Origin of the sequence: Pseudomonas sp. OTU5201 (genome assembly GCF_038440135.1) — a bacterium.
Classification (GTDB): Bacteria; Pseudomonadota; Gammaproteobacteria; order Pseudomonadales; family Pseudomonadaceae; genus Metapseudomonas; species Metapseudomonas resinovorans.
The window spans coordinates 25,371-39,826 of sequence record NZ_JASATC010000048.1 but is presented as its reverse complement, the minus strand read 5'-3'; the positions used below and the strand labels follow the sequence as shown (position 1 = coordinate 39,826).

Below are 14,456 nucleotides of genomic sequence, written 5' to 3'. Positions count from 1 at the left end.
CAGCTAAACGCCGCCATTCGCTGGCAAGCCAGCTCCTACGGGCAATGCAGCTGCCTACAACACGTCATGCAGAAATAGCCTATGTATCCGCCCCCACAGAAGAGCAGTGCACAGAGGAATTGTTCGACTATCGAACGCTTTGCCGATTATCGAATTGAACGGGGAATCGTCTCTTCGTAAGGTCTGCACAGCCGCGCTACCAGCCAGCGTGGCCAACAACAACAATGAGAGTCCGTTCCGGTCGTAGCCTGTATTACCGGAAACGCCCTCATTCCTGTCCAGTCCGAGTCTTCCCCGTCAGAGGCCGCATAGAACGGCCCGCATACGGAGGACGGCCAATCGCAGGAATATCTGCATGACCAGCCCAGCCCATCTGCCCGCCACGGGCACCCTCGACGTTCAATCCTTCATCAACGCCCAGCCGCTATCCACCTACCAGTGGCGCGTTGTGCTCTTGTGTTTCCTCATCGTCTTCCTCGACGGCTTGGACACCGCCGCCATGGGCTTCATCGCCCCGGCGCTGACCCAGGACTGGGGCATCGACCGCGCCAGCCTCGGCCCGGTGATGAGCGCCGCGCTGATCGGCATGGTCTTCGGGGCCCTCGGCTCAGGCCCCTTGGCTGACCGCTTCGGTCGCAAGGTGGTACTGGTGATCGCCGTTTTCGTTTTCGGGCTGTTCAGCCTGATCTCCGCCTTCAGCGCCAACCTCGAACAACTGCTGATCCTGCGCTTCCTCACCGGCCTGGGCCTGGGCGCCGCCATGCCCAACGCCACCACGCTGCTGTCGGAGTACACCCCGGAGCGCCTCAAGTCGCTGCTGGTCACCAGCATGTTCTGCGGCTTCAACCTCGGCATGGCGTCCGGCGGCTTCGTCTCCGCCTCGATGATCCCAGCCTACGGTTGGCACAGCCTGCTGCTGCTCGGTGGCATCCTGCCGCTGATCCTGGCCGTGGTGCTGTTGCTCTGGCTGCCGGAATCGGCGCGCTTCCTGGTCGTGCGCAACAAGGGCACAGACAAGATCCGCAGGACGCTCGCCCCCATAGCGCCCGGCGAAGTGGCTGCTGCCACCGGCTTCAGCGTGCCGGAACAGAAGACCGTGCAGAGCCGCAATGTCTTCAAGGTGATCTTCTCCGGCACCTACAGCGCCGGAACCCTGCTGCTCTGGCTGACGTACTTCATGGGCCTGGTGATTGTCTACCTGCTCACCAGCTGGCTGCCTACCCTGATGCGTGACAGCGGCGCCAGCATGGAACAGGCCGCCTTCATCGGTGCGCTGTTCCAGTTCGGTGGTGTGCTCAGCGCCGTGGGCGTGGGCTGGGCCATGGACCGCTTCAACCCGCACAAAGTCATCGGCGTGTTCTACCTGATGGCCGGCGTCTTCGCTTACTTCGTTGGCCAGAGCCTCGGTGAAGTGACCCTGCTGGCCACCCTGGTGCTGCTGGCCGGCATGTGTGTCAACGGCGCGCAATCGGCCATGCCGTCCCTGGCGGCGCGCTTCTACCCGACCCAGGGCCGCGCAACGGGTGTTTCGTGGATGCTCGGAATCGGCCGCTTCGGCGCCATCCTCGGGGCCTGGATCGGCGCGACCCTGCTGGGCCTGGGCTGGAACTTCGAGCAAGTGCTGACGGCATTGGTCGTACCTGCAGCCATTGCCACGACCGCCGTGGTGATCAAGGGACTTGTCAGCCACGCCGACGCGACCTGATTCCGTCGGCGCATTCGTAACCGTTTATCTCCACTTGAGGCGTGTAGGAAAAGGCTCACATAGAATCGCGGTATCGGTCCGCGGGTGCTTACCAGCAATGGCATGACGCCCGCGGCATATAACAACGACAAGAGTGCCTGGTATGGATAGTCGCCTGCTGAGTGAGCGCAGTAGGGTGTTCGAACGTGCGGACCCCTACGCCGTGTCCGGATATGTGAACCAGCACGTCGGTTCGCACTGCATTCGGTTGCCCGCCGCCGGCCACCCCGAAGCCAGCCTCAACCACCGCAAGTTCGCCAACCTCGACCTCTGCCGCATCAGCTACGGCGGCGCCGTCCGCGTCACCTCGCCCGCGCTGGAAACCATCTACCACCTGCAGATTCTCCTCAGCGGACACTGCCTCTGGCGCGGCCACAAGGAAGAGCATTACCTGGCACCGGGCGAGCTTTTGCTGATCAATCCCGACGACCCGGTTGACCTGACCTACTCGGACGACTGCGAGAAGTTCATCCTGAAAATGCCGACCACGCTGCTCGAATCCATCTGTGACGAGCAGCGCTGGCACCGGCCCAGCGCCGGTGTTCGCTTCCTGCAGAACAACTACCGTCTCGATGAGCTGGAGGGCTTTGTCAACCTGCTGGCGATCGTTTGCCAGGAAGCCGAGGCCAGCGACGCGCTGCCTCGGGTGCAGGAGCATTACGCGCAGATCGTTGCGAGCAAGATGCTCAGCCTGATGAAGACCAACGTCAGCCGCGAGAGCCTGGGCTGCCAGGAGGCCTCGTTCGATCGCATCCTGGTCTACATCGAGCACAACCTGAAGCAGGACATCAGCAGCGAATTCCTCGCTCGCCAGGCCAGCATGAGCCTGCGCTCCCTCTACGCGCTGTTCGAGCGCCACCTGGGCACCACGCCCAAGCACTACATCCGCCAGAAAAAGCTGGAGCGCATCCGCGCCTGCCTGGCCGACCCCAGCTGCAACGTGCGCAACGTCACCGAGCTGGCGCTGGACTACGGCTTCCTGCACCTGGGCCGCTTCTCCGAAAGCTACAAGAGCCAGTTCGGCGAACTGCCGTCGGATACCCTGAAGCGGCGCGGGCTCTGACCTCGTCAGCCATTTCTGGGGCGAATGCATTCCTGTAGGGGCGAATTCATTCGCCCCTACAAGGTTTTTCACGCCAACCAGCGATTTGTTACAGCTCCCACCGCTTTGCACAAAACGGATAGCGATCTGCAAAAAGCGGATATTGCCGAATTCTCCGCATCCCTAACCTGACCTGGCCTGAACAATAACAACGGAGGCCCTGGCCATGTCCCTGGGATTCGATTTTCTGCATTCCCTGCTTGAGGAAGACAAGGAGAAGGGCATCTACCGCTGCAAGCGGGAGATGTTCACGGACCCGCGTCTGTTCGATCTGGAGATGAAGCACATCTTCGAAGGCAACTGGTTGTATCTCGCCCACGAGAGCCAGATTCCCGAGAAGAACGACTACCTCACCCTGACCATGGGGCGCCAGCCGATCTTTATCGCGCGCAACAAGGACGGTGAGCTCAACGCCTTCCTCAACGCCTGCAGCCATCGCGGCGCGCAGCTCTGCCGGCACAAGAGCGGTAACCGCTCCTCCTATACCTGCCCCTTCCACGGCTGGACCTTCAACAACTCCGGCAAGCTGCTGAAAGTGAAGGACCCGGCCGAAGCCGGCTATCCGTCCAGCTTCAACTGCGAAGGCTCCCACGACCTGACGAAAGTGGCTCGCTTCGAGTCCTATCGCGGGTTCCTGTTCGGCAGCCTGAACGCCGACGTGAAACCCTTGGTCGAGCACCTGGGCGAGTCCGCCAAGATCATCGACATGATCGTCGACCAGTCTCCGGAAGGGCTGGAAGTTCTGCGGGGTTCCTCCAGCTATATCTACGAAGGCAACTGGAAGCTGACCGCCGAGAACGGCGCCGACGGCTACCACGTGAGCTCCGTGCACTGGAACTACGCCGCCACCCAGAACCAGCGCAAGCAGCGCGAAGCGGGTGAAGAGATCAAGACCATGAGTGCTGGCAGCTGGGCCAAGAACGGCGGCGGCTTCTACTCCTTCGATCACGGCCACCTGCTGCTCTGGACCCGCTGGGCCAACCCGGAAGACCGCCCGCTCTACGAGCGCCGCGATGAACTGGCCCAGGACTTCGGCAAGGCTCGCGCCGACTGGATGATCGAGAACTCGCGCAACCTCTGCTTGTACCCGAACGTCTACCTGATGGACCAGTTCAGCTCGCAGATCCGTATCGCCCGGCCGATCTCCGTCAACCAGACCGAAATCACCATCTACTGCATCGCGCCCAAGGGCGAGAGTGCCGAGGCCCGTGCCAAGCGCATCCGCCAGTACGAAGACTTCTTCAACGTCAGTGGCATGGCCACCCCGGATGACCTGGAAGAGTTCCGCTCCTGCCAGTTGGGCTACCAGGGCAACCGTGGCTGGAACGACATGTCCCGCGGTGCCGAGCACTGGGTCGAAGGCGCTGACGCCGCCGCCCAGGAAATCGACCTGCATCCACTGCTCTCCGGCGTACGCACCGAGGACGAAGGCCTGTTCGTGCTGCAGCACAAGTACTGGCAGGAAACCATGCTCAAGGCCGCCGCGGCCGAGCAGCAACTGATCCCCGTGGAGGCCGTGCAATGAGCATCTCTTACGACGCCGTGCGCGACTTCCTCTACCGCGAAGCGCGCTACCTGGACGACAAGGACTGGGACAACTGGCTGGAGCTGTACGCGGCCGACGCCAGCTTCTGGATGCCGTCCTGGGACGACCGCGACGAGCTGACCGAAGACCCGCAGACTGAAATCTCGCTGATCTGGTACGGCAACCGGGGCGGCCTGGAAGACCGCGTCTTCCGCATCAAGACCGACCGTTCCAGCGCGACCATGCCGGACACCCGCACCTCCCACAACATCAGCAACATCGAGATCCTCGAAGTGGCCGACGGGCAGTGCAAGGTGCGCTTCAACTGGCACACCCTGAGCTACCGCTACAAGACCGTGGACAGCTACTTCGGCACCAGCTTCTACACCCTCGACGTGCGCGGCGAGAGCCCGCTGATCAAGGCGAAGAAGGTGGTCCTGAAAAACGATTACGTACGTCAAGTCATCGACGTCTACCACATCTAGGGTGCCCGCCATGTCCCATAAAATCGCACTGACGTTCGAAGACGGCGTCACCCGTTTCATCGACGCCACCCCCAGCGAAACCGTGGCCGACGCGGCCTATCGCCAGGGCATCAACATCCCGTTGGACTGCCGTGACGGTGCCTGCGGCACCTGCAAGTGCTTCGCCGAAGCCGGCCGCTACGACATGGGCCAGGACTACATCGAGGATGCACTGAGCGAAGATGAAGCTGGCCAGGGCTACGTGCTCACCTGCCAGATGCGCGCCGAGAGCGACTGCGTGGTGCGGGTGCCGGCGTCCTCCGAGGTCTGCAAGACCCAGCAGGCCAGCTTCGAGGCCAGCATCAGCGCCGTGCGCCAGTTGTCCGACAGCACCATCTCGCTGTCCATCAAGGGTGAGTCCCTGAGCAAGCTGGCCTTCCTGCCGGGCCAGTACGTCAACCTGCAGGTGCCGGGCAGCGAGCAGACCCGCGCCTATTCCTTCAGCTCCCTGCAGAAGGATGGCGAAGTCAGCTTCCTGATCCGCAACGTACCGGGCGGCCTGATGAGCAGCTTCCTCACTGGCCTGGCCAAAGCCGGCGACAGCCTGTCCCTGGCCGGACCGCTCGGCAGCTTCTACCTGCGTGATATCCGTCGCCCGCTGCTGTTGCTGGCCGGCGGCACCGGCCTGGCGCCCTTCACTGCGATGCTGGAAAAGATCGCGGAAGAGGGCAGCGAGCATCCGCTGCACCTGATCTATGGCGTGACCCACGACCACGACCTGGTGGAGATGGACAAGCTCGAAGCCTTCGCCGCACGCATCCCCAACTTCACCTTCAGCGCCTGCGTGGCCAGCCCGGACAGCAGCTACCCGCAGAAGGGCTACGTGACCCAGCACATCGCGCCCAAGCACCTCAACGACGGTGATGTGGACGTCTACCTGTGCGGCCCGCCGCCCATGGTCGAGGCGGTCAGCCAGTACATCCGCGAGCAGGGCATTGCGCCTGCGAACTTCTACTACGAGAAGTTCGCCGCGAGCGCGGCTTGAACGTAGGAGCGAGCTTGCTCGCGAAGGGATTCGCACGGTGCCGTTCGCGAGCAGAGCTCGCTCCTACAGACCCGTAGCCCGGATGAAATCCGGGACGAATGTGCAGGGAATTCCCGGATTGCATCCGGGCTACGAACTGAAAGGGCAATGCCATGAGCAAGAGATTCCAGGACAAGGTCGCGCTGGTCACCGGCGCGGCCCAGGGTATCGGCCGCCGCGTGGTCGAGCGGCTGGCAGAAGAGGGCGCGCACGTCGTGGCCGTCGACCGCTCCGAGCTGGTCTTCGAGTTGCAGGACGAATTGGGCGCTGGTGCCTCGATGCTGGCCCTGACCGCCGACCTCGAACAGTTCGCCGAATGCCACCGTGTGGCTGCCGCCGCGGTGGAGCGTTTCGGTCGGCTGGACATCCTCATCAACAACGTGGGCGGGACCATCTGGGCCAAGCCCTACGAGCACTACCAGGAACACGAGATCGAGGCCGAAGTGCGCCGCTCGCTGTTCCCCACGCTCTGGTGCTGCCATGCCGCGCTGCCGTTCATGCTGGAGCAGGGCGCGGGCGCCATCGTCAACGTGTCTTCCATCGCTACCCGTGGGGTGAACCGCGTGCCCTATGGCGCTGCGAAAGGTGGGGTTAATGCGCTGACCGCCTGCCTGGCCTTCGAGAACGCCGAACGTGGCATTCGCGTCAACGCCACCGCACCCGGTGGCACCGAAGCGCCGCCGCGGCGCATTCCGCGCAATGGTGCCGAGCAGAGCGAGCAGGAGAAAGTCTGGTACCAGCAGATCGTCGACCAGACGGTCGACAGCAGCCTGATGAAACGCTACGGCACCATCGACGAACAGGCCGGCGCCATCCTTTTCCTGGCCTCCGACGACGCCTCCTACATCACCGGTGTGACCCTGCCGGTGGGTGGAGGTGACCTGGGCTAAGAACACCGTGGCGATGGGTTTCGCAGGCTCTACCCATCCTATGGGATGGCCTTGCGCGAGCGGAGCGAAACCCATCAGGCCCAGAGCAACGTATCTATCGGTCGGGCACCGTCACGCGCCCGGCCTGCGGTTTCTACACAACAAAAACAAAAGAGACAGATGCCATGCGAAAACTCGACGTACACGAGATCATCGATAACGCGCGCTTCACGCCTTTCCACTGGATGGTGATGTGCTGGTGCGCCCTGCTGCTCATCTTCGACGGCTATGACCTGTTCATCTACGGTGTGGTCCTGCCGGTGCTGATGAAAGAGTGGGGCCTGACCCCGCTGGAAGCCGGTGCCCTGGGCAGCTACGCGCTGTTCGGGATGATGTTCGGCGCGCTGTTCTTCGGCCCGCTGGCCGACAAGATCGGCCGCAAGAAGGGCATCGCCATCTGCTTCGTGCTCTTCTCCGGTTTCACCGTCCTCAACGGCTTCACCAGCACACCCACCGAGTTCGGCATCTGCCGCTTCATGGCGGGCCTGGGCATCGGCGGGCTGATGCCCAACGTGGTGGCGCTGATGAACGAGTACGCGCCGAAGAAACTGCGCAGCACCCTGGTCGCCATCATGTTCAGCGGCTACTCCCTGGGCGGCATGCTGTCTGCGGGCGTGGGTATCTACATGCTGCCGCGCTTCGGCTGGGAGGCCATGTTCTTCGCCGCCGCCGTGCCGCTGCTGATGCTGCCGTTGATCCTCTGGTACCTGCCGGAGTCCGTCGGCTTCCTGCTGCGTCAGGGCCGGACCGAGCAGGCCCGCGCCATCCTCAAGCGGATTGCCCCCGAACGTGAACTGCGTGACGACGACCTCCTGGAGCTGACGGAAACCAAGACCCAGGGCGCCCCGGTGCTGGAACTGTTCCGCGAGGGACGCGGCCTGCGCACCCTGATGATCTGGGTCGCGTTCTTCTGCTGCCTGCTGATGGTCTATGCGCTGAGCTCCTGGCTGCCGAAGCTGATGGCCAACGCCGGCTACAGCCTGGGCTCGAGCCTGTCCTTCCTGCTGGCCCTGAACTTCGGCGGCATGTTCGGCGCCATCGCCGGCGGTTTCCTGGGCGACCGCTTCAACCTGCCGAAGGTCGTCGCCGTCTTCTTCATCGTCGCGGCTGTGTCCATCAGCCTGCTGGGCTTCAAGAGCCCGACCCCGGTGCTCTACCTGCTGATCGGCATCGCCGGCGCCACCACCATCGGCACGCAGATCCTGCTGTATGCGACCGCCGCGCAGTTCTACGGCCTGGCGATCCGCTCCACCGGTCTCGGCTGGGCCTCCGGCATCGGTCGCAACGGTGCCATCGTCGGCCCGCTGCTGGGCGGTGCGCTGCTCGGCATCAACCTGCCGCTGCAACTGAACTTCATGGCCTTCGCCATCCCCGGCGCCATCGCTGCCCTGGCCATGTGCTTCGTCCACCTGCAGCAATCCCGGGTTGCGCCGCTGGCGGCCGCTGCGCAGGGCTGAAGCCCTCTTCACTTGTAGTCGCAAACTGGCCTGGAGGCAGCATGCGCACGTTGTTCAAGGACTGCTCATTGTCCGCCGTGGTGGCAGGGCTGATCGCCACCCTGATTTCCTACGCCGGACCGTTGGTGATCGTGTTCCAGGCGGCGGAGAGCGGCGGTATGCCGGCCGAACTGCTGTCGTCCTGGGTATGGGCCATCTCCATCGGCAGCGGGGTGCTGGGGAGCGTGCTCAGCCTGCGCTACAAGGTGCCGGTGATCATCGCCTGGTCGGCGCCCGGTTCCGCGTTGCTGGTGTCCATGCTGCCGGGCATCAGCGCTGCGGAGGCGGTGGGTGCCTATGTGATGGCCAACGCCATCATCCTCCTGGTGGGGCTGTCCGGCGCCTTCGACCGCATCGTCGGCAAGCTGCCGGCGGCCATCTCGGCGGCGATGCTGGCGGGCATCCTGTTCTGCTTCGGCACCCGCCTGTTCACCTCCCTCAAGGACGAGCCGGCGATGGTGATGGCGATGTTCATCACCTACCTGGTCGTGCGGCGACTTTCGCCGCGCTATGCAGTGATGGCGGTGCTGATGGTGGGCTGTGCCATTGCTGCGGGCAGCGGCCAGCTTAATACCTCGGCGCTGGTGGTGGGGTTGGCCACGCCGGAATGGGTCACGCCGGCATTCACCTGGCACGGCCTGTTCAACATCGCCCTGCCGTTGGTGATGGTGGCCCTGACCGGGCAGTTCGTCCCTGGCGTCGCGGTGCTGCGCAATGCCGGCTACCGGACACCGGCCAGCCCGATCATCTCCGCCAGCGGCTTGGGCAGCCTGCTGCTGGCGCCTTTCGGCTGCCACGGTCTGACCCTGGCGGCCATTACCGCGGCAATCTGCACCGGTCGCGAGGCCCATGAAGACCCGGCGAAACGCTACGTCTCTGGCGTAGTGGGCGGGATGTTCTACCTGCTGCTGGGCATCTTCGGCGCCACCCTGGTGTCGATTTTCACCGCGCTACCCAAGGAGCTTATCGCCGCACTGGCGGGCCTCGCGCTGTTCGGCGCCATCGCCGGCGCGCTGGCCGGGTCCATGGCGGTACCGGAGGACCGCGAGGCGGCCCTGATCACCTTCCTGGTCACGGCGTCGGGCATGTCCTTCCTCGGGCTGTCGGCGGCGTTCTGGGGGTTGATCTTCGGCATCGTCGCCCACCTGCTGCTGACGGCACGCCCTGTGGCCAAGCCTGCACCGGAACGGGAGGAGGTGCTCGAACCCAATCCGTGACCTGACCCGGTGATGGAGCTACTGCGGGAGCTGTCCGCAGCCATCGCCACACCTTCCCCGACTTGCGTGCATGGCCCCGACAGAGGGCCGCGGGGGAGTTTTGTCCCAATAAAAACAAGAGCGACGAAATGACCAACACCACGAGCAAGCTTTCCGCAATGTTTTGTGCCGGCGTCAGCGCCGGCTTCGCCCAGGCCGCCGAGTCCGGTTTCATCGAGGACTCCACCGCGACCCTGCAAGCGCGCAACTACTACTTCAGCCGCGACTATTCCGACATCGTCGGCGCCAACAAACAGTCCAAGGCCGAAGAGTGGGCCCAGGGCTTCATCCTCAGCTTCAAGTCCGGCTACACCCAGGGCCCGCTGGGCTTCGGGCTCGACGCCATCGGCACCCTAGGCATCAAGCTCGACAGCAGCCCCGACCGGGTGAACACCGGCCTGCTGCCCGTACAGGAAGACGGCAAGGCCGCCGATGACTACAGCCGCCTAGGCGTGGCCGGCAAGATGCGCTTCTCCAAGGCCGAGCTGAAAGTAGGGGAGCTGCAACCCAACCTGCCGGTGCTGGTGTTCAGCGACATTCGCCTGCTGCCGCCGAGCTACCAGGGCGCCAGCATCACCTCCAACGAAATCGCCGGGCTGACCGTGCAGGGCGGCCATCTCACCAGCACCAGCCTGCGCAACGAGGCCGGCGACGACAAGATGCAGGCCATGCTCGGCCACCTGCCGCAGCGCCAGGCCTCCAGCGACGCCTTCAACTACGCTGGCGCCGATTTTGCCTTCAACGCCAACCGCACCACGCTAAGCGCCTGGTATGCACAGCTGGAAGACATCTACGACCAGCGCTTCTTCGGCCTCAAGCACAGCGAACCGGTGGGCAGTTGGGTACTGGGCGCCAACGTCGGCTATTTCGACTCCAGCGAAGACGGCAAGAAGCTCATCGGCGAGATCGACAACCAGGCTTTCTTCTCGTTGCTGTCAGCCAAGCGTGGCGGCCATACCTTCTATGTCGGCTACCAGGCGATGTATGGCGACAGCGCCTTCCCACGCGTATTCGCCAACGTCAGCCCGCTGGGTAACGAAGTCCCCACCTACGAGTTCGCCTTCGCCGACGAACGCTCCTGGCAGGTGCGTTACGACTACGACTTCGCCGCCCTCGGCATCCCCGGCCTGGTGGCCAGCACCCGCTACATCACCGGCGACAACGTGGATACCGGCCAGGGCTTCGAGGGCAAGGACCGGGAGCGCGACCTGGACGTCAGTTATGTCGTCCAGAGCGGTAGCCTCAAGGGACTTGGCGTGCGCGTGCGCAACGTCATGGCTCGCTCCAACTACCGCACCGACATCGATGAGAACCGGCTGATCCTGTCCTACACCTGGACACTGTTCTAAGACTGAGCGCCGTGGCTTTTCATGGGCACGGCCTGCTTTTCCCTGTAGGGGCGATTTCAATCGCTATGTCTGCATTAGCTGTTGCGAGAAATTTCCCATTCGGCCAAAAGCCTTGTAGGAGCTGGCTTGCCAGCGAAACGGGCCCATTCGCTGGCAAGCCAGCTCCTACGGGCATTTCAGCTGCCTGCAACACGCAATGCAGACATAGCCATTTCAATCGCCAAGTGGACCGGAGGCCCGCCACGTTCAGGCCACGAGGGCGGGCAGCTGTGCTGCCTTTGGCGAATGAATTCGCCCCTACAGGATCTTGTACCCGTGTTGTAGCTTTCATCCATGTCCCGCAAAACCCTGGCCGCCGTGTTGCTTGGCAGTGGCGGCGGAGCGGGTGGAAATCGTCGAACGGATCGTCCAGCGCCTCGCGGGGCAGCGAGGGCTGGCGCAACGGATGGTCGGATTGCTGGAGGAAGGCACCTGACAGGTGCCTTTCCCGGTCACGCGTCGACGTTCACCACCACACGACCGCGCACCTTGCCGGCCAGCAGGTCGCCGGCTACGGCAATGGCATCGCCCAGGCCGATTTCGCGGGTGATGGCGTCCAGTTGGGCGAGATCCAGGTCCCGTGCCAGGCGATCCCACGCTTCAATGCGCTCGGCGCGCGGGCGGGTGACGCTGTTGATGCCCAGCAGGCTTACGCCACGCAGGATGAAGGGCGCCACGCTGGAGGGAAAGTCCATCCCCTGGGCCAGGCCACAGGCGGCCACGGCGCCGTCGGCACGCAAGCCGGCGCAGACGTTTGCCAGGGTGTGGCTGCCCACCGAGTCGATGGCGGCGACCCAGCGTTCCTTGCCCAGCGGGCGGCCCGGTTCGGAGAGTTCAGCGCGGTCGATGATCTCGGCAGCGCCCAGGCCCTTCAGGTAATCCACCTCATGGGTACGGCCGGTGGCGGCGACGACCCGGTAGCCCAGACGGGCGAGCAGGGCGATGGCGAAGCTGCCGACGCCACCGTTGGCGCCGGTGACCAGCACGTCGCCCTGGCCGGGCTTCAGGCCGTGGCGCTCCAGTGCCAGCAGGCACAGCATGGCGGTGTAGCCGGCAGTGCCGATGGCCATCGCCTGGCGCGGGGTGAAGGCGCTGGGCAGCGGGATCAGCCAATCCCCTTTCAGACGGGCCTTCTGCGCGAGTCCGCCCCAATGGGTTTCGCCCACGCCCCAGCCATTGAGCAGTACCGCATCGCCGACCTGGTAGTCCGGGTGGCTGCTGCTCTCCACCGTGCCGGCCAGGTCGATGCCCGGCACCATGGGGAACTGGCGCACGACCGGGCTCTTTCCGGTAATGGCCAGTCCATCCTTGTAGTTCAAGGTGCTGTAGGCCACGCGAACCGTGACATCGCCCTCCGGCAGTTGCGCGTCATCGAGTTGGGTATTGCGGGCGCGGTAACCGGCGTCGTCCTTCTCGATCAGGATTGCGTTGAACATGCTCACTCCTCCAATTAGACCAGTCGTCTATAAATAGGCCTGAAAAACCGCGCACCCTTTCGGGCTAGCGCGGCAGTCCGGCCAGGAATCCTTTGAAGAAAACATCCAGTGGAACGTTGTCTCGCGTCAGCCGGGCACGCAACACGGCGCCTTCCCAGCCTATCCAGAAGAACGCCGCAAGCCCTTCGCAGTCCGCTTTCGCCGACAACTCACCGGCTGCACGGGCTTCGCGCAGGCATTGGGCCAGACGGTCCTGCCAACTGCAGAGGATGGCCTCCAGTTCCGGGCGGAAACCTTCTGGCAGGATGGCCACTTCCTGACCCAGGTTGCCCACCAGGCAACCTCGGCAGAACGCGTGGCGGAGCATGCCGGCTTTGGCGTCCTCGACGAAGTTGCAGAGGCGTTGCAGCGGGGGCACGTCTTCTTGCAGCAGGTAACGGTCGAGCTTGTGGGCGAAGTAGCTGGCGTAGCTCTCCAGCACTGCCTGGCCGAAGGCCTCCTTGCTGTCGAAGTAGTGGTAGAACGAGCCCTTCGGCACACCCACGCGCTTGAGCACCGTGTCGATGCCGGTGGACATGAAACCCTGCTCGGTAAGGATCTCCATGCCACAGCGGATCAGCGCGGCACGGGTATCGGCGAAGTCGCGGTCGACCTTGGGCGGGCGGCCGCGACGGGGTTTGGGATGCAGATCGGTCATGGGGACTGGATATTAGACTGGTCGTCTAGAAGGTCAAGCCTGGTAAAACTCCAAACGGCGGGCGCGGATCTGTAGGGGGGACTTCAATCGCCAGGCAGGCCTGACGTCTGCCTATTCACCGACGACTGGACTGCTGTGCAGCCTTTGGCGAATGAATTGACCCTGTCTGTATAAGGTGTTGCAAGCAGCTGCATTTCCCGTAGGAGCTGGCTTGCCAGCGAATGGCCACGATTTGCTGGCAAGCCAGCTCCTACAGGGCTCTTCACCCAATGGTGGATCTCTCGCAACAACTAACGCAGACCTAGCCAATGAAATCACCCCTGCAAGACGTTCATCCGATCAAGCCGGAATATCTCCCAGCACCTCCCGAATCCGCTGGGCGATATAGCCGACATGGGTTTCCAGCGCGAAGTGCCCGGTATCCAGCAGCTCCACCACCGCATTGGGATTGTCGCGCTTGAACGCTTCGGCCCCCGGTGGGATGAAGAAGGGATCGTGTTCGCCCCAGATCACCAGGGACGGCAACCGGGTATCGCGGAAAAATGCCTGGAACGCCGGGTAAAGCTTCAGGTTGTTGGCGTAGTCGAGGAACAGGTCGAGCTGGAGGTCCTTGTTGCCCGGGCGCTCCAGCAGCAGGGCGTCGAGGTAATAGGATTCCGGGGCGACCAGCGCGATGTCCTTCACACCATGCACGTACTGCCAGCGGGTGCCGTCCAGGTTGAGCACGGCATCGTGCACCACCTGGCGGCGTTCCGCGTTGCTCGGCTCTGCCCAGTAGGCGCGGATCGGCTCCCAGGCATCACCCAGACCCTCCAGGTAGGCGTTGCCGTTCTGCGACACCAGGCCGGTGACACGCTCGGGGTGGGCCAGGGCCAGGCGCAGGCCGGTGGGCGCGCCGTAGTCGAATACATAGAGGGCGTAGCGCTTCAGTCCCAGCTTGTCGACGAAGGCGCCAAGGGTGGTGGCCAGGGCATCGAAGCTGTAGCGGTAGGCGCGCTCTGCCGGCACCTCGGTAAAACCGAAGCCGGGCAGGTCCGGCGCGATGATGTGGAATCTGTCAGCCAGCAGCGGGATCAGATCGCGGAACTGGTGGGATGAGCTGGGGTAGCCGTGAACCAGCAGCAGGGTTGGGGCGGCGGGATCGCCGGCTTCGCGGTAGAAGACACGAACACCGTCGGCATCGACGAACTGGTGGCGAACCGGAATATGAATGAGGGGTGAGGTCATGGCGTGGCACTCCGTAACTTATAAAGTTGCTAATGATGGTTACTGTGGGGCGCAGTATGAACCGACTTTGTAACCAGTCAAGGTAAAATTATGGGTTACATGTGTCAT

The 14,456-nt window shown here is 63.6% G+C and carries 12 protein-coding genes; 9 read left to right on the top strand and 3 right to left on the bottom strand.

Annotated features, from left to right (window positions below; translation table 11 throughout):
• Positions 1-355 precede the first annotated feature (355 nt).
• The 9 genes from AAHM40_RS23330 to AAHM40_RS23290 all read left to right on the top strand — a co-directional run bounded on the left by AAHM40_RS23330 (position 356) and on the right by AAHM40_RS23290 (position 10,949).
• Entirely contained in the window at positions 356-1,705 is a 1,350-nt protein-coding gene (locus AAHM40_RS23330; protein ID WP_342246804.1) for an MFS transporter, read from the top strand.
• Positions 1,706-1,847: 142 nt separating this feature from the next.
• Complete coding sequence (locus tag AAHM40_RS23325) at positions 1,848-2,807, top strand: AraC family transcriptional regulator (protein ID WP_342246803.1); 960 nt, start codon at positions 1,848-1,850, stop codon at positions 2,805-2,807.
• 205 nt (positions 2,808-3,012) lie between these two features.
• On the top strand, positions 3,013-4,371 hold the full coding sequence (gene benA, locus AAHM40_RS23320; RefSeq protein WP_028627936.1) for a benzoate 1,2-dioxygenase large subunit: 1,359 nt from the start codon (positions 3,013-3,015) through the stop codon (positions 4,369-4,371).
• Positions 4,368-4,856 carry a benzoate 1,2-dioxygenase small subunit gene (benB, locus tag AAHM40_RS23315; protein WP_342246802.1) on the top strand — a complete coding sequence of 163 codons (489 nt, stop codon included), beginning with the start codon at positions 4,368-4,370 and terminating at the stop codon, positions 4,854-4,856. The genes benA and benB overlap by 4 nt, the downstream gene beginning before the upstream one ends.
• A 10-nt stretch (positions 4,857-4,866) precedes the next feature.
• Positions 4,867-5,880: a benzoate 1,2-dioxygenase electron transfer component BenC gene (gene benC, locus AAHM40_RS23310; RefSeq protein WP_342246801.1), complete on the top strand. Its 1,014-nt coding sequence runs from the start codon at positions 4,867-4,869 to the stop codon at positions 5,878-5,880.
• Positions 5,881-6,032: 152 nt separating this feature from the next.
• Positions 6,033-6,809, top strand: coding sequence for a 1,6-dihydroxycyclohexa-2,4-diene-1-carboxylate dehydrogenase (locus AAHM40_RS23305; protein WP_342246800.1), 777 nt, complete (start codon positions 6,033-6,035; stop codon positions 6,807-6,809).
• Positions 6,810-6,973: 164 nt separating this feature from the next.
• The gene (locus AAHM40_RS23300; protein ID WP_342246799.1) at positions 6,974-8,305 is read left to right on the top strand and encodes an MFS transporter; all 1,332 of its coding nucleotides are present in this window, start codon (positions 6,974-6,976) and stop codon (positions 8,303-8,305) included.
• Positions 8,306-8,346: 41 nt separating this feature from the next.
• Entirely contained in the window at positions 8,347-9,561 is a 1,215-nt protein-coding gene (locus tag AAHM40_RS23295) for a benzoate/H(+) symporter BenE family transporter (RefSeq protein WP_342246798.1), read from the top strand.
• 158 nt (positions 9,562-9,719) lie between these two features.
• Complete coding sequence (locus AAHM40_RS23290) at positions 9,720-10,949, top strand: OprD family porin (protein WP_342246805.1); 1,230 nt, start codon at positions 9,720-9,722, stop codon at positions 10,947-10,949.
• Positions 10,950-11,440: 491 nt separating this feature from the next.
• On the opposite strand, the gene acuI is transcribed toward AAHM40_RS23290, so the two are convergent.
• The 3 genes from acuI to AAHM40_RS23275 form a co-directional block, all read right to left on the bottom strand.
• A complete protein-coding gene (acuI, locus tag AAHM40_RS23285) occupies positions 11,441-12,424 on the bottom strand; it encodes an acrylyl-CoA reductase (NADPH) (RefSeq protein ID WP_342246797.1) in 984 nt (327 codons plus the stop codon).
• A 64-nt stretch (positions 12,425-12,488) separates the two neighbouring features.
• Positions 12,489-13,121 (bottom strand): acrylate utilization transcriptional regulator AcuR, encoded by a 633-nt coding sequence (gene acuR / locus AAHM40_RS23280; protein ID WP_342246796.1) that lies wholly within the window; start codon positions 13,119-13,121, stop codon positions 12,489-12,491.
• 339 nt (positions 13,122-13,460) lie between these two features.
• Positions 13,461-14,348, bottom strand: a complete 888-nt coding sequence (locus tag AAHM40_RS23275; RefSeq protein ID WP_342246795.1) for an alpha/beta fold hydrolase — start codon at positions 14,346-14,348, stop codon at positions 13,461-13,463.
• Between the last annotated feature and the right edge of the window lie 108 nt (positions 14,349-14,456).

Coding starts and splice junctions, on each gene's coding strand:
- AAHM40_RS23290 (WP_342246805.1), top strand. CDS start 9,720: ATGTTTTGTGCCGGCGTCAGCGCCGGCTTCGCCCAGGCCGCCGAGTCC.
- AAHM40_RS23300 (WP_342246799.1), top strand. CDS start 6,974: ATGCGAAAACTCGACGTACACGAGATCATCGATAACGCGCGCTTCACG.
- benB (WP_342246802.1), top strand. CDS start 4,368: ATGAGCATCTCTTACGACGCCGTGCGCGACTTCCTCTACCGCGAAGCG.
- AAHM40_RS23330 (WP_342246804.1), top strand. CDS start 356: ATGACCAGCCCAGCCCATCTGCCCGCCACGGGCACCCTCGACGTTCAA.
- AAHM40_RS23305 (WP_342246800.1), top strand. CDS start 6,033: ATGAGCAAGAGATTCCAGGACAAGGTCGCGCTGGTCACCGGCGCGGCC.
- AAHM40_RS23325 (WP_342246803.1), top strand. CDS start 1,848: ATGGATAGTCGCCTGCTGAGTGAGCGCAGTAGGGTGTTCGAACGTGCG.
- AAHM40_RS23275 (WP_342246795.1), bottom strand. CDS start 14,348: ATGACCTCACCCCTCATTCATATTCCGGTTCGCCACCAGTTCGTCGAT.
- acuI (WP_342246797.1), bottom strand. CDS start 12,424: ATGTTCAACGCAATCCTGATCGAGAAGGACGACGCCGGTTACCGCGCC.
- AAHM40_RS23295 (WP_342246798.1), top strand. CDS start 8,347: ATGCGCACGTTGTTCAAGGACTGCTCATTGTCCGCCGTGGTGGCAGGG.
- benA (WP_028627936.1), top strand. CDS start 3,013: ATGTCCCTGGGATTCGATTTTCTGCATTCCCTGCTTGAGGAAGACAAG.
- acuR (WP_342246796.1), bottom strand. CDS start 13,121: ATGACCGATCTGCATCCCAAACCCCGTCGCGGCCGCCCGCCCAAGGTC.
- benC (WP_342246801.1), top strand. CDS start 4,867: ATGTCCCATAAAATCGCACTGACGTTCGAAGACGGCGTCACCCGTTTC.